The organism is Pseudomonas lini (assembly GCF_964063345.1).
Taxonomy (GTDB): domain Bacteria; phylum Pseudomonadota; class Gammaproteobacteria; order Pseudomonadales; family Pseudomonadaceae; genus Aquipseudomonas; species Aquipseudomonas lini_B.
Window position 1 is genome coordinate 6,056,066 of the sequence record NZ_OZ061318.1, and the last position, 22,001, is coordinate 6,078,066.

18 protein-coding genes are annotated in these 22,001 nt (G+C 56.6%); 7 read left to right on the plus strand and 11 right to left on the minus strand.

Features of this window, described 5'->3' with window-relative positions; translation table 11 throughout:
• Positions 1-7 precede the first annotated feature (7 nt).
• From AB3226_RS27630 to AB3226_RS27645, 4 genes are all read right to left on the minus strand, one after another.
• Positions 8-1,708 carry an FAD-dependent monooxygenase gene (locus tag AB3226_RS27630; RefSeq protein WP_367375352.1) on the minus strand — a complete coding sequence of 567 codons (1,701 nt, stop codon included), beginning with the start codon at positions 1,706-1,708 and terminating at the stop codon, positions 8-10.
• Positions 1,709-1,774: 66 nt separating this feature from the next.
• Positions 1,775-2,386, minus strand: coding sequence for an HAD-IB family hydrolase (locus tag AB3226_RS27635; RefSeq protein ID WP_367375353.1), 612 nt, complete (start codon positions 2,384-2,386; stop codon positions 1,775-1,777).
• Complete coding sequence (locus AB3226_RS27640) at positions 2,376-3,896, minus strand: class I adenylate-forming enzyme family protein (protein ID WP_367375354.1); 1,521 nt, start codon at positions 3,894-3,896, stop codon at positions 2,376-2,378. Before AB3226_RS27640 ends, AB3226_RS27635 begins: the two co-directional genes overlap by 11 nt.
• An 80-nt stretch (positions 3,897-3,976) precedes the next feature.
• Positions 3,977-4,990 (minus strand): SDR family oxidoreductase, encoded by a 1,014-nt coding sequence (locus tag AB3226_RS27645; protein WP_367375355.1) that lies wholly within the window; start codon positions 4,988-4,990, stop codon positions 3,977-3,979.
• A gap of 464 nt (positions 4,991-5,454) precedes the next feature.
• Between AB3226_RS27645 and AB3226_RS27650 the strand changes: the two genes are divergently transcribed.
• Positions 5,455-6,051: a TetR/AcrR family transcriptional regulator gene (locus tag AB3226_RS27650; RefSeq protein WP_367375356.1), complete on the plus strand. Its 597-nt coding sequence runs from the start codon at positions 5,455-5,457 to the stop codon at positions 6,049-6,051.
• A 210-nt stretch (positions 6,052-6,261) separates the two neighbouring features.
• Here the strand turns inward: AB3226_RS27650 and AB3226_RS27655 are convergent, their stop codons facing one another.
• The 6 genes from AB3226_RS27655 to AB3226_RS27680 all read right to left on the minus strand — a co-directional run bounded on the left by AB3226_RS27655 (position 6,262) and on the right by AB3226_RS27680 (position 12,983).
• Positions 6,262-6,972, minus strand: a complete 711-nt coding sequence (locus AB3226_RS27655; protein ID WP_367375357.1) for a class I SAM-dependent methyltransferase — start codon at positions 6,970-6,972, stop codon at positions 6,262-6,264.
• Positions 6,973-7,084: 112 nt separating this feature from the next.
• On the minus strand, positions 7,085-8,323 hold the full coding sequence (locus AB3226_RS27660; RefSeq protein ID WP_367375358.1) for a DUF2599 domain-containing protein: 1,239 nt from the start codon (positions 8,321-8,323) through the stop codon (positions 7,085-7,087).
• Between the two features lie 172 nt (positions 8,324-8,495).
• Entirely contained in the window at positions 8,496-9,830 is a 1,335-nt protein-coding gene (locus tag AB3226_RS27665) for a DUF2599 domain-containing protein (protein WP_367375359.1), read from the minus strand.
• 499 nt (positions 9,831-10,329) lie between these two features.
• Complete coding sequence (locus tag AB3226_RS27670) at positions 10,330-10,947, minus strand: TetR/AcrR family transcriptional regulator (protein ID WP_367375360.1); 618 nt, start codon at positions 10,945-10,947, stop codon at positions 10,330-10,332.
• The gene (locus AB3226_RS27675) at positions 10,934-11,785 is read right to left on the minus strand and encodes a 3-hydroxybutyryl-CoA dehydrogenase (RefSeq protein WP_367375361.1); all 852 of its coding nucleotides are present in this window, start codon (positions 11,783-11,785) and stop codon (positions 10,934-10,936) included. Before AB3226_RS27675 ends, AB3226_RS27670 begins: the two co-directional genes overlap by 14 nt.
• 13 nt (positions 11,786-11,798) lie before the next feature.
• Entirely contained in the window at positions 11,799-12,983 is a 1,185-nt protein-coding gene (locus AB3226_RS27680) for an acetyl-CoA C-acyltransferase family protein (RefSeq protein WP_367375362.1), read from the minus strand.
• A 131-nt stretch (positions 12,984-13,114) separates the two neighbouring features.
• On the opposite strand from AB3226_RS27680, the gene AB3226_RS27685 reads away from it, so the two are divergent.
• Positions 13,115-14,131, plus strand: a complete 1,017-nt coding sequence (locus AB3226_RS27685; RefSeq protein ID WP_367375363.1) for an AraC family transcriptional regulator — start codon at positions 13,115-13,117, stop codon at positions 14,129-14,131.
• 105 nt (positions 14,132-14,236) lie between these two features.
• Here the strand turns inward: AB3226_RS27685 and AB3226_RS27690 are convergent, their stop codons facing one another.
• Positions 14,237-15,163 (minus strand): LysR family transcriptional regulator, encoded by a 927-nt coding sequence (locus AB3226_RS27690; RefSeq protein ID WP_367375364.1) that lies wholly within the window; start codon positions 15,161-15,163, stop codon positions 14,237-14,239.
• 126 nt (positions 15,164-15,289) lie between these two features.
• On the opposite strand from AB3226_RS27690, the gene AB3226_RS27695 reads away from it, so the two are divergent.
• The 5 genes from AB3226_RS27695 to AB3226_RS27715 all read left to right on the plus strand — a co-directional run bounded on the left by AB3226_RS27695 (position 15,290) and on the right by AB3226_RS27715 (position 21,990).
• On the plus strand, positions 15,290-15,553 hold the full coding sequence (locus AB3226_RS27695; RefSeq protein ID WP_367375365.1) for a DUF2798 domain-containing protein: 264 nt from the start codon (positions 15,290-15,292) through the stop codon (positions 15,551-15,553).
• A gap of 256 nt (positions 15,554-15,809) precedes the next feature.
• Entirely contained in the window at positions 15,810-17,213 is a 1,404-nt protein-coding gene (locus tag AB3226_RS27700) for an MFS transporter (protein WP_367375366.1), read from the plus strand.
• Positions 17,214-17,529: 316 nt separating this feature from the next.
• Positions 17,530-19,311, plus strand: coding sequence for a type I secretion system permease/ATPase (locus AB3226_RS27705; protein WP_367375864.1), 1,782 nt, complete (start codon positions 17,530-17,532; stop codon positions 19,309-19,311).
• Complete coding sequence (locus AB3226_RS27710; RefSeq protein ID WP_367375367.1) at positions 19,292-20,605, plus strand: HlyD family type I secretion periplasmic adaptor subunit; 1,314 nt, start codon at positions 19,292-19,294, stop codon at positions 20,603-20,605. Before AB3226_RS27705 ends, AB3226_RS27710 begins: the two co-directional genes overlap by 20 nt.
• A gap of 38 nt (positions 20,606-20,643) precedes the next feature.
• Complete coding sequence (locus tag AB3226_RS27715) at positions 20,644-21,990, plus strand: TolC family outer membrane protein (protein ID WP_367375865.1); 1,347 nt, start codon at positions 20,644-20,646, stop codon at positions 21,988-21,990.
• Positions 21,991-22,001: the final 11 nt, after the last annotated feature.

The window sequence follows — 22,001 nt, forward strand, 5'->3', positions numbered from 1 at the left end:
GAGAGACTTATAGTTGGAGTTGCACTGCGTCGATCTCGGAGGATGTTGTTTTTCTGGCGCCCTTGAGCAGCCCGGATCTTACGTTCAGATAAGTGAAGAGCGTCATTGCATCAGCCCCCTGGAAAGCGATGTAGCCGTCAGGACGAATCAGCATCAACGTGCCCTCTTTGGCATGGTAACGCTTGTGCAACCGCCAATCGGGGTCCAGCAACGTCGAGTGCCAGGAAGGCAACTCGGTGCTATTCAGGGCATCAATAACGCAATAAGCCTTGATGCCCGGGTAGTCCTTCTCCACCGACTCGGCCAGCGTGTAATAGCCCGGTAATAAAGGAGAAAACTGATCGGCTGCGCTAAAAATCAACAGCGTGAACGTTCCGTGGAACAAGTCGATCAAGCGTTTTGGCGGCAAGCCTTGCAGTTGCCACAATTCGACATCGGGGGCCAGTTGACCTGCGCGAGGCGCAGCTGTCTGGAATTCGGGTTTTTTGCCTTTTTTGTCCCAATTCTTGCGCTGCTTCTTCGTCAGCGATTCTTGAATGTAATCGCTTTTGCCGTAGTGGTACTGATGACCGGAAATCATCGAGGGCAGCTTGCGCTGAACCTTGCGCCGGTTGCTCAGCAGCGGCAGAACATTGTCGCGCAGCCAAACGAGGGCGCGTTGCTTGACGGTTATCAGTCCGGTCAGCCGGTGTGCCGTGTTCTCGACTTCCAAAGCAACCGGGTAGCGCTCTTCGTTGTAGCTCTCCAGCAATGACTGATCCGCCAGGCCCTGATCGACATAAGCCATTTTCCACGCCAGGTTATAGGCCTCGGAAACCCCCAGGTTCATCCATTGCCCACCGATCGGGCTACCGATATGCGCCGAATCACCCACCAGAAACACAGAGCCTTGCTGCAGCGACTGCACGCGACGATGTTGAAAAGAGGCGATGGTGGTCGATGAAATATTGGACAGCGTCATCTTTTGCCCGCGCCCTTCGCACAATCGCTGAAAGTTCTCCAGGCTCAAGGACGGGCGCTCACCTTCTGGCGGCAGGTTGTAGGGCATCTCGATGAAAAGTCGATAACGGGATTGGGCGCTGATTGGCGCGACTGCCACATAACCGTCCTGTGCACCGAGGAAGAAAGCCCCCTCATCCTTGCTTCCAGACCACTCGATATCGGCATCGGCGAGCATGAAGAACCGGTCGTAGGATGATCCTTCGAAGGTCATATCAAGACGTTTTCTGATGTTGCTGCGAGCCCCGTCGCACGCGACCACCCAGCGACTGGAAAAGGATTCGTCGCTGCCGTCCGCATGATGAAGCGTCATGCGCACGGATCCCGGCTGGTTTTCTATATCGACCAGCTCGGTATTCCACTCAACATCTGCGCCCAACTGGTTCAGTCGCTCAAGCAGAATTTTCTCTGTTTGCGGCTGTGGCAGGCTGAGAAGCAGGGGATAGGTGGCGTCCAGGTAGGAGAAGTTGTAGTTCAGTACCCGTTTGGCGTTCGACTGCACCGAAAACTGGTTGATCGTGAACCCGTCGCTGATGGCTTGATCGGCAACACCCAGATCTCGAAAAATTTCCAGGGTTCTGGAATGGATGGCCATCGCTTTGGTAGCGGTCGAGGGACCGGCATTCTTTTCAATAATGCGAAAAGAGACGCCCCACTTTTTCAGCATGATCGCCAGGGACAGGCCAATAGGGCCGGCGCCTACGATCATGACTGTCGGGGTGTTACCGGGTTGCCTGAAGTGCTTGGGGGCCAAAGTGCTCAGAGTGTTCATCTGTTAGTACCAGTTTCTATAGAAGGGAGAGTTGGCAATGCTGAGCAGGGCATCGTCACCTGATGAATCCCCGTAGGCATAAATGTAAAAGTCATCAAGGTTGCTCAGGCACCCTTTGAGCCGTGTAACTTTCTCTCTCTCAACACAGTTGGTTCCGGATATCCCGCCCGTCAGTTTGTTCTTTGCAGTCGCCAGGCGGGTGCCGCAAACATAGTCAAAACCCGCTGCCTGGCCCCAGGGGATCAGGTAGTTCTCCGGCGAGTTGCTGACCAGCGCAGTGATATGTCCCATGGATTGATGCCATTGCAGCCGGCGCAGGGCTTCGGGCCTGAGCCAGAGTGGTAGCTGCTCGGTAATGAAGTACTTGGCATGTTCGCGCTCTTGCTCAACTGACAGACCACCCAGATAACAGGCGATGAACGCCAGTCGGGCTTGCATCAACGGCGTGATGCCAAGGATCACACTAAGCATTTTGGGCAACAGGGGAATGATCCTGAGCCAGAACGATTTGGTTCCCACGATAAAACGCATGTAGCGCCAGAACGTGTGTCGGTCGGTCAATGTGCCGTCAAAGTCGAAAACGGCCAGTACCGGTTTTGTGGCATTAACTTGCATGAATCTCTTCCTTGAGAGAGATGATCTCGATGGTTTTGGGCAACTTGAAGCCCGAGAGAAAGCGCGAAAGCAGGGTAGAAATAGCGCTCTGGGTCAGGTCGCCACTCCCTTCAACGCACAGGTGCAGTACGTTGACCTCCTTGTTGTCCGGGACGATGTAAGCTTTCGCGCGCGCCACATCCGGATGCTTCAGGGCAATGGATTCGATTTCTGTCAGGTCGACCATTTGCGCTTTGATCTTCGAGATTCTCAGGCGTTGGCAGTAGAAGAACACATGTCCATCGTCGTCCCGCCAGACCAGATCACCCGTGTGTAACCAACCATCACGGAAGAACCGGGCGTTGGCGTCCTCCGCATCGTTATAGCCGTCAATCACCATCGAGCCGCGTATCAGCAGTTCGCCGATACGTCCAGGTGCGACATTGCGCCCCTCGGCATCGACGACCCGCAGTTCTACGCCACTAATCGGTTGTCCCATGGCGCCGCGATGGACCTTGCCAATCGAGCTCTGGACAATCACCGGCATGCTCTCGGTCAATCCATAGCCTTGCAGCACCGGATTGCACCCCAGCAGCCTTCCCAGCTTCTCGGCTTCGTCTGCCGGAAGATGGCTGCCACCCGAATAAATCATCAGTTGAGGGTGCATTGGCAAAAGCGCGCCTTTGCGTTTGGCCAGTCGCGTATTGAAGTAGCGAATGACGTCGGGCACCAGGCAGGCAAAGGTGACCTTATGCTCAGACAAGACTTCCGCCAGATCCCTATTGAGCAGGGTGTTGGTCATTAACAGGGTGGCGCCCACGCTCAATGGAAAAACCATCATCACGGACAGTCCGAAAATGGCATACAACGGCAGCGTCACCAGATGCACGGACCCGACGCCTTGAAGATGAAACTGCTCATGCAGCCCATCGCTCGATTGCGTCAGGTCAAGGTAGCGGTGAGAAACGGCCAGAGGTTTACCGATGCCCCGATAAGTGAACTGTACCGAGACGATCGGATTGCCCTCCGGCAATAACAAGGGCTCGGCCTGTCGGGGAAGCCGAGAGACAGCCGTTGCATTGTCGGGCAGGAGCGATGACGGCTCGCTTGCGGCGTTCAGCACCAAGGAGTGACGAACGCCGTAGGCAGCCTGAAATGTCTCGCTATGTTGCTCGAACAACGTTTCGGTCGTGATGACCAGCGTCGGCCTGGCGATGCTGATGACACTGGTCATTTCGAATGGGGTCAGTTTGTAGTTGAGGATGACCGGAATCGCACCACTCCCGATGATCGCCAGATAGTAAGCGATGAATTCCACCCCGTTGGGTAGAACAAGCGCTACTTTGTCACCCGGCAATACATCTAATGCGCTGAGGGCTCCCTTGCACTCTTCAGCCTTGGTTCGCAATTCACGGTAAGTAACAGTGTCTTCTTCCTCGTCCAGATTCCTGATAGCAATGTGGTCGGGGAAAGACTTTGAAAAACCGACGAACCGATGCAGAAAACCTTCTTTATATGAAAGGCTTTTCATTTACCAACCTCTCTCAATCCTTGAATTTATGGTCCGACAAAAAAGTACTACAGAGGCAGGCTATAGATGAATTGTTTCAATTAAGCATTTGTGTAATTATTTTTTCGATACCAGTCCAGGGTATCGGTCAGTGTTTCAGCTACGGGGCGGAACTTACATTTCAATTCCTTTGAGCTTTTGTTATGGCTGAAATGGGTGCGCCCTTGTTCTTGCTCCATTAGTTTGACAGTGGAGGTGCTGATGAGTACCGGTTTTTTTGTAATTCGGTAATAACCTTCATAGATCAACGCAATTATACGCAACATGAACAGTGGTACTTTGCGCTCCGGCGCTTTTACGCCGCTGACACTGGACAGTGCCTGGAAAATGCTTTTCATGTCCATATGATTGCCGGCTGCCAGATAACGTTCTCCGGATCTGCCGTGTGTGATTGCCGCGAGTTGATGTTCCGCCACATCCCTGGCGTCTACAACGGAAAAACTCCCAGGTAATACGCCAGGTAACTTCTTTCCGACAAAGTCGAGCAAGAACTGTCCTGATGAGGTGGGGCCGATATCCCCGGGGCCAAACATCCAGCCGGGTAATACCATGGCGACGAACATGTCCGGGTGTTGCGACAAAAACTCCTGAACTTTCTGCTCGGACAATATTTTACTCAAGTAGTAATCGTCAGCCTCCAATTCACTGCGAGACATTGTTTCATCGATTACTTGATCTTTATCGCCCTTCAAAACCGCAATGGAGGAGGTGTGGACTGCGCGACGAATGCCGGCGGTATAAGCGGCTTGCAATAATCGTTCGGTTCCAGTCACATTAGTGTCATACAGTTTCTGCCAGTGCTTTCCGCCTTTGTAACTATCGCGGAAATAGGCGGCTGTATGAAACAAGGCATCACAGCCTTGCAAGGCATGGCTGAAGGCGTCGACATTGAGCATGTCGCCTTCGACAAATTCGACAGGCAGATTGCCGAACTGCTTCTTGGCTTTTTCTACGGAACGAACCAGCGCTTTTACTTTGATATTTCGTTTTAAAAGCGCATGAACCACATTATTGCCGAGCAGGCCAGTAGCGCCTGTAACGAAGGCATATTCCATTAAAATCCAGCTCCTGTGAGGTATCTGCTGCATTGATTGATGTCACCGGGCTCGATGCTTTGATCTGGCATTGGTTACATCAATGGCGGCAAGTAAAAACCATCCGGTATCTGAAAATCAAGCGGTATTTCATGAGCATCACACGGTCGACGTCCCTGAATGCCCGAAAAACCCACAGTTTAGAGGGTTGTAGACAGCCGGCATCCATCAACAAACCCAGCCTCGCTGATTCGATCGGGCAGGGGGGAAGCACGCGTCAGTCTGAATTCCAGCCTATCTTGGGTCTCCCTCCCGCCGGCCTGGTACATGGCATTTACATGGCACTCCTTAAAAGTTTAAAGGTGAAGTGATTTAGAAGGCGTAGTATAAGATATGATAGTTAAAACAGATTTTGCGCAGTGAGTAGCAGATCTGTTGCATCCAGTTACAAATGGGTTTTTTATTTGGCCAAAGGAGCCGAAGGTGTGATTAAAAAGAGATTAGGTCGAGAAGAAAGTCAGCAAGTAACGAGAGATAAATTATTCGACACTGCCACTGAGCTTATGGTGACAAAAGGTTTTCACGCTGCCAGTGTCAATGCTATTTCCGAGGAGGCCGGTTTTTCGAAGGGCGCTTTTTTTTCAAACTTTTCAAGTAAGTCTGACTTGCTTCTGCAATTGACTCAGAGATTCAAGAGGGTTGAAATCGATCGATTGAGTACTACCCTGTCTTCGGGGTACTCGTCGGAAGAGTTGGCCTATGGATTAAATGCATATATTGATACGCTTAAAAATAATACCAGTTGTGCGATTCTTGATGCTGAACTGCAACTGATTGCCTTGCGCAATGAAGAGTTTTCAAAGCATTATTACGATCTGCATCAGGAAAATAGTGAGGCCTTGGGTAAGCTGATTACCATTATATTTAATCATGCAGGCAAGAAGCCTCCTCTGGCGTACGCCGCTCTTGCAAGAACCTTCACCGCTTTGTCGGAAGGTTTGATACTGCAAGGGCATAAAGATCCGGCCGCTGAAATAAAGCTGGTGTTGAATTCGCTTATCCAGACAGCAGAATCTTTATAGACGCTGCCATTCTTGTGATACATACGGTATTCGCATGTCCGAGGCTCAGACCTCGGGCAGGGTGCGAAAAGGCCCCTCTTGTATTATGGTAGTGCGCATGGAATTTCAGTGCAGGCAACTTATCAGTATTGATCGACATGATTCCATCTTTGCAAGTCTTCCACCTTTAATCGAAAAGCAACTATCCCGACGGGGCGTGAGTTCCACCTGTCAGTCAGCACCCGCTGCCGCGAGTGCTTTCGCGGTAGTGGGCGGGTTTTGCTCAGCCACTAACAGCAACGATTGCGGCACAGGGCTTTGCGGGTGTTGCGGCTCCTGCAGGCCGGCCAGCTGAAAACCGGCCATGTCCAGAGCATTGAGCCAACTGGACAAAGTGCGGAAGTACCACGGCATGGGTTGCCACTGTCCCTTGAACCCAGTGAAGGTCTCTTCCCGCCAACCATCCTGATAGTCACCCGCCGCCGCGGTCCACGGATGCAGTGTCTGGATCACCAGCGCGCCGCCAGGGGCGAGCAGGGCGTTCATGGCGGCGAGCAGAGGGATGATGTCCTGGTGCAACAGGGCGAAGTTGGCGCAGATCAGGTCGTAGTTGCTGCCGATGTCCACCTTCGCCTCCACCAACTCTTCATAGCTCGCCAAATGCACCCGCGAAGAGCCCGCCGACCGCGCCGCGTCGACCAGCGTCGCATCGCCATCCACACCGACCGCCGTGATGGCCCGTTCAGCCAGCGCACGCAACAGCCAGCCCTCGCCGCAGCCCAGGTCGAGCACGCGCTCGGGTTGGCGGCCTAATACCGCCAGCAGGATTGCCTGGTCGGTGACCTTGAGGCGGCTTTCGATGGTGCCGGTGCGGATGGCCTCGATCCAGGATTGGGCGTTGTGGTGCCAGCTCTGGAGGAGGGTGGATTCGGGGGCGGGCATTTCGATGTCCGGAGTTGTTGGGTAGTGAAAGGATAGGACAAATGCTGGTGTAAAAAATGCAACCTGCCGATACCTGGGGTATCGGCAGATCGGGTTTTGCCGCTCAAAAGCCTCAGTAAGGATTACAGTGTTGCGCTATGGCCTTGGCCTGGTCGACGTATGGCCGCTTCGGTTCGAGGTTCCACTCGGGCTTGTTCCTGACAGGCTTGCCGTTGAAGGTTGCCGCCAGATGACAAACCATTTGCCGGCGGATTGACCCACCATTGACGCTGTATTGCCTCCATTGCTCATCGTTTTTGTGCTTGTTGTACAACTCGGCAAACATTCTGTCGGTCTGATCGTCCTTGATAGCGCGGCCGCAAGCGGTGGGCACTACCTCAAGTGACCAAGTGTCAGGCCCGAGTTTCGGATCGTCGCGTCGTAACCAGGTGCTTGACTCGATGTACTTGTCACAAAATTGTTGCGTGGGTGGAGGCGTGGTTCTGGCGCACGAGAAGGTGGCCTTGCTAACCGGCGTTCTTGGAAAATCAATCTTGATGACGTTGCGATCCTTTCCTGTCTTGTTTTTATAGTCCTGCTGATTGGCCAAGGCATCATTCAAACCACGTTCATCGCTGTAGAAAAACGCCAGAATCGGTAGTTCGTCATCTTTCGGGTTACCCAAGCGGAATTCTGTCTGGGTTTGAAACTCACGGGTGTTGATGACTTGCCGAGCCCCCATAAAGTTTCGAAAAGCGTCTACCCGATCCTTGCTGCTCATGGGATTGCGCATATTGAAGCCACATTGCAACTGGTCCTGCTTCCTGTCGTTGTTGAACCTGGTGAAATGCGCGACCCAGGTGTTAGCGCTAGTGATAGGCGGCGCCATGGCTTGGCATACTGCCTCTGTCTGGCTGGTGTTCTTATTGTTGCCACAGCCTCGGTCATCTCGAAAATCGGTCCAGGCGTCGTTAGGAAACGCACAGTAGACATGCACCGGAGTCTCTGGCTCGCGTACTTGATCTATCGGAGTAATGAGGTAGCCGTTCTGAGTACTCATGCCAGGATCTTCATAGCTGATGCCATCGGCACGCATCCAGGATGCGGCAAAAGTACCCAGCTCTTTGGCTTTCGGGCTTGGATTCCATACATCCCATTTCTCCCCCTTCGCCGGGTTGGCTCGGTGAGTGCCCCTGACCAACAATCCCGAACAGTCCGACGCCGGATCCTGCCTGCAACTATCGACTGTGTTGTTGTACAACGTTTCAACCCGTTTCAGCGTCTCCTCGCATGATTCGGCGTTGGCCAATGTCGTTTGCAAGAGCAACGGAAATATGAGTAATGGAGTGATCCTGTTCAGACGTTTTTTCATGACGCTACTTCCTTGTGGTTGGAGCCGATAGCCGGCGCGGGGCGTCCATGCCGGTGATACAAAAAACACAATGGTTCGCTGCACGCGCCGGCCTCTTTCGCCGACGACTTGCGCGACCTTGCGCAGACAACGGCAGCGCCCTCGGGCGAGGGCGCCACAGCACTCAGGCCATTCAACGGGGGACTGGGTTGCAACCTGCGGCCCGGGTCTCGCTGTCCGATAACGCAGGCCTGAAAGGCTCGAGATTCCAGGGCGTCTTGCTGCGGTAGTTGACCAGTACACAGCTCAATTGCTGGCGCATGCTGCCGGCGGAATTTTCATTGTCGCGCCAGTTGCTATCCGCGCCCTTGAGGGCGAACAGCTGGTTGTACAAAGCCCCGGCCTGCTCGTTGGGTACGGCGCGACCAGCCGCTGTGGGCACCACGCTCAAGGTCCATTCGTCCTTGCGGGTGCCGGGGTCGTAACGCTTGACCCAATCGGCAGACGCGATGTATTGCGGTGCCTGGAGCGGCAGCGGATTGCAACCGGCCCTGGCCGCTTCCTGGGGGGTGACATTGGGGCGAAACGGTTCCAGGTTCCATTCGGTCTTGGCCGGATAATTCTGCACCAGACAGCTCAGTTGCTGGCGCATGCTGCCCGGTGATTTCTCGTTGTCGCGCCACTGGCTATCGGCCCCACGCAGCTCGAACAGTTCCTTGTACAAGGCGTCCTGGTCGCTGGCCTGGATCGCCTTGCCCCGGGCTGTGGGCGTGACATTGAGGCTCCATTCGTTTTTCTTGCTGCCCGGATCGTAACGCTCGACCCAGGTGGCCGCAGCGATGTAGCTGGGCGCTGGTTTCACCGGCGTTGGCTGTGCACCACCGGCAACCGTCAGGTCTATCGCCTGGTCGGCGGCGACATAGTTGAAACGCTGCTCCGCAGGCTTGGTGAAGTCCAGCCGCAGGATCGGCACGCTGTAGCCCTGGGCCTGGAGTTTCTTCTGGAAGTTGCGCGCGCTGTTCAGGCCGTCCTCCGGTTTCGGTGGCGCCTGATCACCGCGGGTGGCGAAGTTCTGCGTGCTGTTGACGTTGTAGATGAAGGCATCGATGTACTTCATGTTTTCGCTGCCGTCGTTGGTCGCCGAGGCATTCTTCAACATGAACTCGTTGACCTGGGCACTGAAGGCGAAGGGGTCCTTGTGGGTGGTGTTTGGCCGGGACTCGTGGACCCGGATCATGGCGTTCCAGTCGTCAGGTTTTTCCGCGTTCCAAGAGCACTGACTATATTGGATCGGTCCCTTCATCATCCCGGTGTATTTCTGGGTCCATTGCTGGGCGGTGCTCACTCCGGCTTCCGCGCAGGTGCCGTAGGCCAGGGCGGAGTTACGGTTGTTCATCGCACCCTGGGCCGCACGCGGTGGCTCGCGGCTGTCGAAGAAGCCGCAGCCGTACCACTTGCGCTCCGGCCCGGTACCGCCATCGAAGGCGTAGATGCAGGTCCAGCCCTGCTCCTTGACCGGCAGGCTCAAGGCCGCCGCGTCGGTTGGGGTGCGCAGGATGAAACCGGCCGGGTGAATGAGAATCCGGGTGCTCAGGTCCGCGGATCCAGGAGTAGGAGGTCGCGCCGATCTTGATCGCGTAGGGGCTGTAGTCCCAAGGGTTGAAGGGCCCGTCGTTGACCATGCGCAAGGTCACGCCGCTGCAGTAGTAATGGCCGCGTGCGGCTCCGGTATCGGGTTCCTGGCAAGCGTCCTTGAGGGTGTTGTAGTTGTGGTTAATGCGGTTCAGGGTCTCCAGCGGATCGAGCGGGGGCTGGGCGGCAACCGCACAGAATGCCAAGGGCAGAGTCCAGGCCAAGGTAAAAGACGAACGAACGGACGGGTACATTGTCGACACTCCTTGTCGCACTAGATGATTTCCTTTAACGAACCAAAGTAGTCAACCCAGTCCTTCCGGTCAAACCAGTACTTTTTTTTGTAGCCAAGCGCTAAAACGCGGCGGGTATCCCGGTTTTTTTAGCTATTTTTTCTAGAGGCGGGCGAGGCTTATCGTCTCGTGTGTGCGTTTTGGCGCCAGCAGCCGCTCGATGGCGCCACTTACCATGTTTTCCATCAGATTATCGCGCTCTTGTTCATCCAGCGAATAGTGCGACAGCCAACTGGGCGCACTGTTGAGCAAGGCGGCAATGGCATGACCGGCGGCCACCCGGCCCTGCTCACTGAATCGGGGGCGGACGCCGAGCATCAGCAGCAACTTGCGTTCGTACTGCTCGCGCAGTTGCCGGACCCGTTCCTGCTGCTCTTCATTCAGGCAGCCGCTGTCGCGCTCCACCAGACGAAAATGCCAAGGCATTTCCTGATGCAGATTCAAGTGCGCGCGGATCAATTGGTTGAGTCTGTCGCGTTTTGCCGGGGCCGTTTGTCCGATGCGCCCCAAGGTAGCCAGCAGCTCTTCGTAGAACTCCTCGATCAGGTCGAGCAGCATGTGCTGCTTGCTGGGGTAATGGTGATACAGCGAGCCCGGGGCGAGCCCCAGGCAGGTCGCGAGCTCACGCATGCCGACCTGACCGAAACCCTTGCTGGCAAAGAGCTCCAGCACCTTGTCCCGGTATTCGGCGAAGCGCGAGCAACGCTCAGGCGTAGGCATGGAAGCCGCGCCCCGTTTTGCGTCCCAGGTAACCGGCGGCGACCATTTCCTTGAGCAGTGGAGCGGGGCGGTATTTGCTGTCGTTGAAGCCGTCGTAGAAGGCTTCAAGGATTGCCAGCACAGTGTCCAGGCCGATCAGGTCCGCCAATGCCAGCGGGCCGATCGGCTGGTTGCAGCCCAGGCGCATGCCGGCGTCGATGTCTTCGGCGCTGGCCAGGCCTTCCTGAAACACCAGGATCGCTTCATTGATCATCGGCACCAGAATCCGGTTGACCACGAAACCCGGACGGTTGCCGGCGGTGATGGCGGTTTTGCCGAGGGTGGTCGCCATGTCCAGTGCCAAGGCGTGGGTGGCATCGCTGGTTTGCAGGCCACGAATCACTTCAATCAGGCCCATCACCGGCACCGGGTTGAAAAAGTGCAGACCGATGAAGCGCTCAGGCTGGCTGACGCTGGCGGCGAGTTGGGTAATGGACAGCGACGACGTATTCGAGGCAATCACACAGTCGGCGCTGACCTGCGCGGCGATTTGTTGCAGCACGCGCAGTTTCAGGTCGAGGTTTTCGGTGGCGGCTTCGATCACCATTTGCACGTTTTGCAGGCTGTTGTAATCGCTACTGGTGCGAATCTTGTCGAGGGCAGCGAGCTTTTGCTCATGCGTCAGCGTGTTTTTGGCGACCTGTCGATCAAGGTTTTTATCGACGGTCGCGATTGCCTTTTGCAAGGCACTCTCGCAGATGTCGATCAAGGTCACATTGATGCCGGCCAGGGCGCAGACTTGTGCGATGCCATTGCCCATGGTGCCGGCGCCGATGACGCCAATGTTCTGAAGAATCATGCGCATGTCCTTATCAAACCCGCTCGAACAACACGGCGATGCCTTGGCCGCCGCCGATGCACATGGTCGCCAGGGCATAACGGCCCTGGCAGCGATGCAGTTCGTGAATGGCTTTGGTGGCGATGATCGCGCCAGTGGCGCCCACTGGATGGCCCAGCGAGATGCCCGAGCCGTTGGGGTTGACCTTCTGCGGATCGAAGCCCAGTTCTTGCGCTACGGCACAGGCTTGGGCGGCGAAGGCTTCGTTGGACTCGATCACATCAAGGTCGGCAACGGTCAGACCGGCGCGCTTGAGCACCAGGCGGGTGGCGGGAATCGGTCCCAGCCCCATCATCGAAGGTTCAACGCCTGCGTGGGCATAACCCACCAGTCGAGCCATAGGCTTGAGGCCTTGTTCCTGAACAGTTTGGCCCGTGGCCATGATCAGTGCGCCGGCACCATCATTGAGGCCGGATGCGTTGCCGGCAGTGACGCTACCGTCCTTTTTGAAGGCAGGTTTCATGCGGCTCAATTGCTCGGCGTTGACCTCGGCCCGTACATGCTCATCCGTCGCAAACGACACCGTCCCTTTGCGGGTCGCTACTTCGATCGGCACGATCTGCCCGACAAAACGCCCTTCGGCAATCGCCCGGGCAGCGCGCTGCTGGCTGAGAAGCGCCAATTCATCTTGGGTCTGGCGCGAGATGCCATAGTGCTCGGCGATATTTTCAGCGGTGATACCCATGTGGAAACCGGCAAACGGGTCTTGCAGGGCCCCAAGCATGTAGTCGACGGCCTGCATGTCGCCCATTCGAGCGCCCCAGCGTGCCTGTGGCAGCAAGTACGCGCCTCGGCTCATGGACTCGACGCCACCTGCCAGCGCAGCACCCGCATCCCCCAGCATCAAACTTTGCGCGGCACTGACAATCGCCTGCAAACCCGAACCGCAAAGGCGGTTGACGTTGAAGGCGGGAGTCTCTTTCGTCAGGCCGGCATTCATCGCTACGACCCGGGAGATGTAGGCATCGCGTGCCTCTGTCGGGATCACATGGCCCATCACCGCATGGCCGATGTGCTCGGGCGCCAGGCCTGATCGTTCGATAGCGGCGCGGCAAACGTCGGTTGCCAACTGAATAGGCGGCACATCCTTGAGTGAACCGCCAAAGCTGCCGATGGCAGAACGGACGGCGCTCACTACAAAAATATCGGAATGGTTCATGTTGGCTCTCTGAATAGGTCTTTTTTGTTGGGCACGAGTCTAGAATCAGCAGCGCCACAGGCCTATGCCAAAACTGTTCAAGGGTGATGGCGTTTTTTGCCATATTCAGATGTGACGAGAGAGGCATTCAAATGCGGGAAACGGATTCGGTGGCGGTTTACTTCATGTACCCCATGATCCATGCATTACGTGAGGAACCGCAGCGTCTGCGGGCAGTACTTGAACAGGTGAGAATTGATCCGGCACTGATGGACCAGCCGACGGCACGGGTGCCAGCCACGGCTTTCGCCGCGTTGTGGCTGGTGCAAATTCGTGAGTTGAACGACGAATTTTTCCAGCTGGACTCCCACGGAATGCCACCAGGCAGTTTTGCCTTGATCTGTCGGGCATTGATTCAGGAGCCGACGCTGGAAAAAGCCATGCGTCAGTGCCTGGCCAATTTCGCCCTGTTCCTGCGTGATTTTCGCGGCACGTTGAGTGTGCGCGGCAAGCGTGCGGTCATCAGCTTGCAGACCTGTTCGCAGAACAGCGAGGTCAGCCGGTTGGGCGAAGAAACGTTTCTGGTGTTGATGATCAGCCTGCTGTGCTGGCTGGGTGGGCGGCGCATTCCGATCGACCGTGCGGACTTTCGTCATCAGCGTTTGGCGCTGCGTGATGATGCCATGCTCTGGGGCCCCAACCTGACCTTTGGCACCGAACGCACCGAAATCGAGTTCGCCAGTCACTACCTGCGGCTGCCAGTGGTTCAGGACCTCGCCTCGCTGAAAGTGTTTTTGCGCACCGCACCGCAATGGCTGGTGATCCGTTTCCGCAATCAGCATGGTCTGACATCGCAGGTTCATCAGCGCTTGCGCCATAGCCATTACAGCGAATGGCCGACCTTGCAGGCCTTCGCCCTGGAGCAGCACCTGAGCCCCAGCACCTTTCGCCGCAAACTGGGACGCGAAGGCTGTTCGTATCAGGAAATCAAGGATGAAGTACGGCGCGTGGTGGCGTTTGAACGGTTGCGTCAGAGCAAGGCGAGCATCAGCGATATTGCCGAGCAGTTGGGATTTCAGGAGCCGAGTGCGTTTCATCGGGCGTTCAAGAAATGGACGGGGGAGAGCCCGGGGCGGTATCGGGCGCGGTTTCAGGAGGGTTCTGAATGAGCCGCTGGTCGGCAGCGGGAACGCGTAGCCATTTCTCCCCAGTCGATTGTTGCGTCCTGATCGCGCAGATCGCCGCAGATTGAGTTGAACTCGTCGTGCGGCTGCTTAGGCGAGCACATGCGACTGGCTTTGCATCTCTCGTTCAAGAAAATCGATGAACGCGCGCACCTTCGCATTTAAAGCCGATCGCTCGGTGACGCAGGCATAGATGTGCATCGGTTCAGGCTCTGCGCAAGCTGCATTGCGATTGCCCGGCTCGAACAATGGCAGTAGTCGGCCGCTGTCGATCAATGGCTGAGCGACGAAGCTGGCGAGGCGTGCGATCCCTCCGCCGTTTACAGCAATCTGCGCGATCGTATCAATGTCATCGCAGATGAAGCCCGGATTGACTTTGGCTTCGAAACGACTGCCATTGAGTACAAAGGTCCAGGGCAGAAAACGACCATCAGTTGGATAGCGAAAGACAAGGCAAGTGTGTTGCTTCAGCTCCTCAGGTGTTGTCGGCATGCCCGCGCGGTCGAGATACGCGGGTGACGCGCAGAACACGAAAGGACGCGAGGCGATACGCCGGGCAATGAGCTGATCGTTCAGCTGCGCTTCAATACGGATGCTGACGTCGACGCCCTCCAGCCGATGATCGACGCTGCGATCCGTACTGATCAGTTCGATGTTGATGCGCGGATAGGCGTCCTTGAATGCGGGCATTAATGGCGCGAGTACATGCCGGCCAAATGCCGCGGTGGTGGCGATGCAAAGCGGCCCATGCGGCTTGGTTTCGACAGTGGCAGCTTGCGAGGCGAGATCAATATCACCCGGAATGTGGCGCACCTTCTCGAAATAGCGAGTGCCGCTTTCGGTGAGCGCCATGCTCCGGGTCGTACGAGAGAGCAGGCGCACGCCCAAGTGGGCTTCGAGCCGCGTGATGCTCTGGCTGACCGCCGCGGCGCTCATGCCTTGGGCACGGGCCGCCGCCGCGATGCTGCCGTTTTCTACGACACGGATATAGGTATTGATCAAACCAAGAATATCCATCGGGTCCCCGTGCTCGATTCGTTGATTTTTCTTAAGAATGATTCAAGCGTAACGCGTCTACCGGCGTGTTCGGCAGCTTGCTAGGTTAGCCGCTCTCGCCACTCAAGATCGACAAGGCTCAAATCGATGACCGATAGAACAGCTAGAAATACTGCACGTTTTCGCTTGCCTAAACACACGACGCCTTACGTCTTTGCGCTTTACATGGCCACTGTCATGGCGTTTCTCATGTGTCTCGTCATCACAATCGCCGAATTCGGAATAGGTGAACATTACATGGAAAATGTGATGAATGCGTACCGGGTGGCAATGCCTTCGGCATTCGTCTGCGTGCTCATCGTGCGTCCGTTCGTTGCCCGACTTGTGGCGTGGACCGTGCACGCCCACTAAGAGAAAAAGTGGGGAACGCGCAGTGATCGTATGACTATGGTTGAAAAAGTTGTCGTCGCCATATTGGTAGAATTGAAGGGCTATCGGCCAGAATTTCCCGCGTCTCTTGCGGGATATGAGTCCACATGCCTTCGAGACAGACGGCCATTTTTCAGATTGACAGGGCGGTAGGGGACTCGATATAAAAAGCCGCGTTGTACGACGACAGACAATTCGTCGGCAATCATCACCCTAATCCAACAATAAAAGTGATGCCATGAATCTGAACGAGCCCATCAATGCTCAGCGAGTCGGCCAGGCCGTCGGCAAATATCGCTGGACGATCTGCGCGCTGTTGTTTTTTGCCACCACCGTCAATTACCTCGACCGCCAAGTATTAAGTCTGTTGGCGCCGGATCTATCGACGCAATTTGGCTGGAGTAATAGCGATTACGCCAATATCGCCTCTGTTTTCCAGTTTGTGTACGCGATTTCCATGCTGTTTGCCGGCCGCGTGGTCGACAAGATCGGCACCAAGACCGCCTATGTGATAGCGATCGGCATCTGGTCGACCGGCGCGATCATGCACGCCTTTGCGGTGCCGATGGGTGAGGGGATTGGTGCCGTGTTCAGCGCGTTCGGCATTGTCATGATTCCGGTTTCGATCGCAGGTTTCATGGTGTCGCGCGCCGTGCTGGCAATAGGCGAAGCGGGCAACTTCCCGATCGCAATCAAGGCCACCGCAGAATACTTCCCGAAGAAGGAGCGTTCCTTTGCCACCGGCATTTTCAATTCCGGTGCCAATGTGGGCGCGATCCTGGCGCCGATCTGCGTGCCGCTGATCGCCAGCCTATGGGGCTGGGAAGCGGCTTTCATCGTGATCGGTATGTTGGGTTTCGTTTGGGTGGGCGTATGGATTGCGCTGTACGAGAAACCGGAGCAGCAAAAACGCCTGTCGGCGCAGGAGCTGGCCTACATCCGCAGCGACCAGGTCGTGCAGGTGGTCACCCGCCCGGTACCGGGTGTCGTCGATAAAAAAGTATCGTGGTTCAAATTGCTCACCTACCGTCAGACTTGGGCCTTTGCCTTCGGTAAATTCATGACCGACGGTGTGTGGTGGTTCTTCCTGTTCTGGCTTCCCACCTATCTGTCGGCGCAATACGGCATGAAAGGCCAAGCCATCGTGATGCCGCTGGCCGTGTTGTACAGCATGACCATGGTCGGCAGTATCGGCGGCGGCTGGTTCCCCAGCTATTTCATGTCACGCGGCGACGCGCCGTATGACGGTCGCATGAAAGCCATGCTGGTGATCGCTTTCTTCCCGCTGCTGGTGTTACTGGCGCAGCCATTGGGTTACATCAGTTTCTGGGTGCCAGTGCTGCTGATTGGCGTGGGCGCATCGGCGCACCAGGCATGGTCGTGCAACATTTTCACCACCGTGTCGGACATGTTTCCGCAAAAATCCATCGCCTCGGTGGTCGGTATTGGCGGTTTGGCAGGCGGCTTGGGCGGCGTAGTGATGACCAAGATCGGCGGTTGGGTGATCGATCACTACAAGCTGATCGGTGATATTCATACCGGCTACATGATCATGTTTGCCATCTGTGCGCTGGCCTATCTGGTGGCATGGAGCGTAATGAAGGCGCTGGTACCACGCCATAAGGAAATCACCGATCTGTAAACGGCTGGCACCCATAAACCAGCGAGCGTTACGCACTGCAATGGATTTTTTCGCAGTGCGTGACCTGACCCCCTTCCTCTGAATCTCCACCCCCCCCGCACGGGATTCTCATCCTGATTACCCTGTCGTAACACTCCATCGCCGCGCTGAACATGTTGATCTGGTCGACGAAGTACCGGCTGTCGGTGCCGACCATCGGATTGCCATGTCGCTGCATGGGTAATGCGCGTTGTTTGAGGTGATCCGGCCAATTGCTCTACACAGTCGTTCGGCATGATCTAAGCTGCAAAAGATGGTTTTTCGAGCAGGGGTTTCAATGCGAAGCACACCTGAAAACAGTCTGAAAAATGCGTTGAAAGCCTGTAGAGACAGCTTTATTTCTGTGGGCTTTTTCAGCCTTTTCATCAACGCGCTAATGCTCGTGCCTACCTTCTATATGCTTCAGGTGTATGGGCGGGTGATGACCAGCGGAAGTCTGACAACCCTGGCAATGCTGACGCTGATCATGACCGGCCTGGTCGTTACGCTAGGCTCCCTGGAATGGGTTCGTTCGCGCATCATGGTTCGGGTCAGTACCCGGCTGGATGTGTTGCTCAGTCGCCAAGTCTATAAGGCCAGCTTCAAACGGGCTCTGGACAGTGGCGGGATGGATGCCTCGGCCCAGTCGCTCAACGACTTGACGGGCTTGAGACAGTTTCTCTCCGGTCCTGGATTGTTCGCTTTTTTCGATGCGCCCTGGTTGCCTATCTATATCGCTGTGATGTTCATGTTTCATCCCTGGTTTGGCTGGGTCGCGACGGGCAGTGCGCTGTTGTTGTTATTGCTCGCGTTTATCAATGAGAGGCTGACGGGGCCGACACTGGCCCAGGCTAACAAGGAACATATTGGCGCGACGCTCTATACCACGAAAAATCTGCGCAACGCTGAAGTCATCGAGTCCATGGGCATGCTTGAAACCCTCATGGACCGTTGGGGACATCGTCAAAGAAATGTCCTGTTGCTGCAGGCACAGGCGAGCGACAGAGGAGCCATAATCAGCACGCTTTCCAGGAGTTTCCGGATCCTGGTGCAGTCACTGATCCTTGGTCTGGGGGCGTATCTGGCCGTGGACCATCAGGTGGGGGCAGGCTTGGTGTTTGCCGGGTCCGTGCTGCTAGGGCGCGCATTGGCCCCCATCGATCTGATCATCGGCAGTTGGCGGGGCTTTATTGCGGCCCGCTCGCAGTACCGCCGTCTCAATGACATCCTCGACAAACAACAGGCTCAGCCCGAGCGTATGCCCTTGCCTGCGCCTCAGGGACACGTGCAGGTGGAGAGTTTGGTAGTCGCGGCACCTGGCTCGAAAACGCCGATCATCAACAACATAAGTTTCAGCGTACCTGCTGGCTGCGTTGTCGGAATCATCGGTCCAAGTGCAGCGGGCAAGTCCACCCTGGCCAGGGCACTGATGGGGATATGGGTGCCGCAACATGGCGTGGTCCGGCTCGATGGCGCGGACATCAGCGCGTGGGACAAACATGAACTCGGGCCGCATATAGGTTACCTGCCCCAGGACATTGAATTGTTCGAAGGCAGCATCAGCGAGAACATTGCCCGCTTCACCGAGGTCGACTCGGCGCAAGTCATTCTGGCTGCCAGGACCGCTGGCGTTCACGAAATGATTTTGCAGTTGCCCGATGGCTACGACACCGTCATTGGCAGCGAGGGCCTCATGCTGTCGGGAGGGCAGCGCCAGCGCATCGGACTGGCCCGTGCCCTGTATGGCAGCCCGCGGCTGATTATTCTCGACGAGCCTAACTCCAATCTTGACGAAGTCGGTGATCGCGCCCTGGTGGCAGCCATCCAGCAGCTCAAGCAGACCGGCGCGACCCTGTTTGTGATTACCCACCGAACCAACATCGTGTCGCAGCTTGACCGGCTCATGGTGATGAGCGCAGGGGTTATCAGTCTCTATGGGCCGCGCGAGCAGGTGCTCGCCGAACTCGCGCAGAAACAGCAGGCACAAAAACACGCCATGTCGGCAGGCGCCAGCATGACTTCGGTCAAAACCAGCAAGGGCGATGCCGATGAACCCTACGATGCCCAGTCGTCAAATTGAAAGCTTCGCCGGCCTGCCGATATCTGATCGTAAAGCACGCCGCCTGGGCATTGGTATTGTGGGGTTGACCTTTGGCCTGTTCGGCACCTGGGCGGCGCTCGCGCCCCTCGACGGTGCCGCTTACGCGCCGGGGGTGGTCACCGTCCAGACTTACCGCAAAACGGTCCAGCATCCTGAAGGGGGCATCGTCAAAGAGGTACTGGTCCATGACGGTGACATCGTCAAGCGTGGCGATCCGCTGATCATTCTTGATGATGCCCAGTTGCGCTTCGAATACGAGATGACCCGAGGCCAGCTGGTCGCGACCAGAGCCATGGAGGCAAGACTCAGGGCCGAGCGCGACACACTGTCGGCGATCAGCTTTGGGGAGATAGCCGATCCGGACAGTCTGCGAGGAGTGGAGGCGCGCCAGGGCGAGACCCAGGTATTCAACGCCCGGCAGGGCTCGCGGCTGGGTCAGATCTCGGTGTTGCGCGAGCGCATTGGGCAGTTGAGTCAACAGATCAAAGGACTGGAATCGATGATTGGTGCCAAGGTTCATCTGGAGAAATCCTACAGCGGTGAAATCGTTGAATTGACCGACCTGCTCAAGCAAGGGTTCGTTGATAAACAACGCCTGCTCGAGCAGGAACGCAAGCTGGGGATGCTCAGGTCGGAGGTGGCTGATCACCGTTCCGCTATTAACAAGACTCGTCTGCAGATCAACGAAACACAGCTGCAGATTCTGCAAATCGACAAGGATTTCAGTACCGAGGTGGTCAAGGAGCTGGCCGAGGTTCAGACCCGAATGTACGACTTGCAAGAGAAAACCTCGTCCCTGGAGGATCGGCTCAGTCGTATCGTCATCCGCGCGCCCGACGCAGGCATGGTGATTGGCATGACGGTGCACACCATTGGTGGTGTGGTGAGCCCGGCGACGCCGCTGCTGGATATCGTTCCCTCGGTTTCCGAGCTGGTCATAGAGGCCCAGGTCGCGCCGGTGGATATTGATCGTATCGCCATCGGCAAGCGTGCCGACATCCGTTTCGGCGCATTCAATAGTGCGACCACGCCGGTGATCGAAGGCGAGGTCAGCAGTGTCTCGGCGGACCGGCTGACCAACGAAAAGACCGGGACAGCCTATTACCTTGCGCGGGTGCGGGTAACCGAGGAGGGCGCGCACACCTTGGGTGAGCGCAAATTACTGCCGGGGATGCCCGCGGATGTGTTGATAATCACGGGGCAACGTACGCTGTTGCAATACCTGATGCAGCCCGCTCGCAATGCCATCGCTCAATCGATGATCGAGGAATGATCGTGCGAGTACCTGCAGCGTTGCCCGGTGGTCTGCTCATGCTGGTACTGGGCACCGTTGCCCAGGCGCAAACCACAGCAGCCACGCCGACGGGGGTCAGTGCCTCGACGTTTTCCACCGACCTCATGCAGTTGTACCGTGAGTCACGACTGGAAGATCCGCGGGTATTGGCCTCCTACGCGCAAGCGCAGGCGGGCAAGGAACATCAGCGCGAGGCCTTGGGTGCGCTGTTCCCCCAGGTATCGCTCAACGCCGGGACGAATCGGATTCATCAGGAGAACGACCTGGTGCAGCGCAGTTACGATAGCGAAAACTACAGCCTGGTGCTGCGTCAGTACCTCTACAACAAGACCGCGTGGGAGAACTACCAGAAATTCAAAAGCCTGGCCAGGCAGTCCGAATCGCAAGCGCTGGACGCCCAGGCCGAGGCCACGGTGGACTTGGCGCAGCGTTATTTCACCGCGTTGGCGGCCGAAGATGAACTGGAGTTGGTGAGGGCGGAGCGTCGAACCACGCAAAAGAGTCTGGACCGAGTCAATGCGTTGTACGAAAAGCAGCTGGCAATGATTACTGATCAGCTCGACCTCAAGGCCCGGGTAGATTTGCTGGCGGCGCAGGAACTGGATGCCCAGAACCAGGCCAGTATCAGTCGCGAGGCATTGGCAGAGATCGTCGGCCGGCCGGTCAAGGAGAAGCTCAACCGGATTCGCGATGACGTGCAGCTACGGGTTTCGGCGCAGAGCCTTGAAACCTGGGTCCGCGACGGTATAGCGCTAAACCCGGCGCTCAAGGCCAACGAGAGCGGCGTCGAAGCAGCGGGTGCTGCGTTGCGCAGCGGCAAGGGCGGGCACTATCCGACCCTGAGTCTGAGCCTGAGCGCACAACAGACCAACGAGGGCTACAACAATACCCTGGCGCCGCGCACCGACAGCTATGTCGCCGGTATTGGCCTTCAGGTGCCGCTGTACAGCGGCGGCTCGACCTCGGCGCGGGTCCGTGGGCTCTATCAGGATCAGATTACCGCCGAGCAGGAACTGGAAGCGATCCGGCGCCGGGTGGTCAAGGAGATCACTAGCGCTTACCTGACTGCCAATTCGAGCGGAGAAAAGATCAGTGCGAGCCGAAATGCCCTGGCCTCGGCACAGCTGTCCAGAGTGGCCGCAGAGAAAGCGCTCAATTACGGAATGGTCAATGCTGTCGATGTACTGACCAGCGTACGCAACGAATTCCGGGCTCGCCGTGACCTGCTCAAGTCGCAGTACGAGTTCGTCACTAATGTCCTTACCCTCAATCGCTGGGCGGGAAAGCCGCCTGTCGAGGGTGTCGAAAACGTTAATGCCTGGTTGAGCCCCGGCAGCTCCAGCCAAAACCTCACATCCCCCTGATCCTGCCGCAA

What these genes read in the sequence shown, in the direction of transcription:
- AB3226_RS27630 (WP_367375352.1), bottom strand. Translation starts at nt 1,708, where the DNA reads ATGATCGTAGGCGCCGGCCCTATTGGCCTGTCCCTGGCGATCATGCTG.
- AB3226_RS27635 (WP_367375353.1), bottom strand. Translation starts at nt 2,386, where the DNA reads ATGCAAGTTAATGCCACAAAACCGGTACTGGCCGTTTTCGACTTTGAC.
- AB3226_RS27640 (WP_367375354.1), bottom strand. Translation starts at nt 3,896, where the DNA reads ATGAAAAGCCTTTCATATAAAGAAGGTTTTCTGCATCGGTTCGTCGGT.
- AB3226_RS27645 (WP_367375355.1), bottom strand. Translation starts at nt 4,990, where the DNA reads ATGGAATATGCCTTCGTTACAGGCGCTACTGGCCTGCTCGGCAATAAT.
- AB3226_RS27655 (WP_367375357.1), bottom strand. Translation starts at nt 6,972, where the DNA reads ATGCCCGCCCCCGAATCCACCCTCCTCCAGAGCTGGCACCACAACGCC.
- AB3226_RS27660 (WP_367375358.1), bottom strand. Translation starts at nt 8,323, where the DNA reads ATGAAAAAACGTCTGAACAGGATCACTCCATTACTCATATTTCCGTTG.
- AB3226_RS27670 (WP_367375360.1), bottom strand. Translation starts at nt 10,947, where the DNA reads ATGCCTACGCCTGAGCGTTGCTCGCGCTTCGCCGAATACCGGGACAAG.
- AB3226_RS27675 (WP_367375361.1), bottom strand. Translation starts at nt 11,785, where the DNA reads ATGATTCTTCAGAACATTGGCGTCATCGGCGCCGGCACCATGGGCAAT.
- AB3226_RS27680 (WP_367375362.1), bottom strand. Translation starts at nt 12,983, where the DNA reads ATGAACCATTCCGATATTTTTGTAGTGAGCGCCGTCCGTTCTGCCATC.
- AB3226_RS27685 (WP_367375363.1), top strand. Translation starts at nt 13,115, where the DNA reads ATGCGGGAAACGGATTCGGTGGCGGTTTACTTCATGTACCCCATGATC.
- AB3226_RS27690 (WP_367375364.1), bottom strand. Translation starts at nt 15,163, where the DNA reads ATGGATATTCTTGGTTTGATCAATACCTATATCCGTGTCGTAGAAAAC.
- AB3226_RS27695 (WP_367375365.1), top strand. Translation starts at nt 15,290, where the DNA reads ATGACCGATAGAACAGCTAGAAATACTGCACGTTTTCGCTTGCCTAAA.
- AB3226_RS27700 (WP_367375366.1), top strand. Translation starts at nt 15,810, where the DNA reads ATGAATCTGAACGAGCCCATCAATGCTCAGCGAGTCGGCCAGGCCGTC.
- AB3226_RS27705 (WP_367375864.1), top strand. Translation starts at nt 17,530, where the DNA reads ATGCGAAGCACACCTGAAAACAGTCTGAAAAATGCGTTGAAAGCCTGT.
- AB3226_RS27710 (WP_367375367.1), top strand. Translation starts at nt 19,292, where the DNA reads ATGCCCAGTCGTCAAATTGAAAGCTTCGCCGGCCTGCCGATATCTGAT.
- AB3226_RS27715 (WP_367375865.1), top strand. Translation starts at nt 20,644, where the DNA reads ATGCTGGTACTGGGCACCGTTGCCCAGGCGCAAACCACAGCAGCCACG.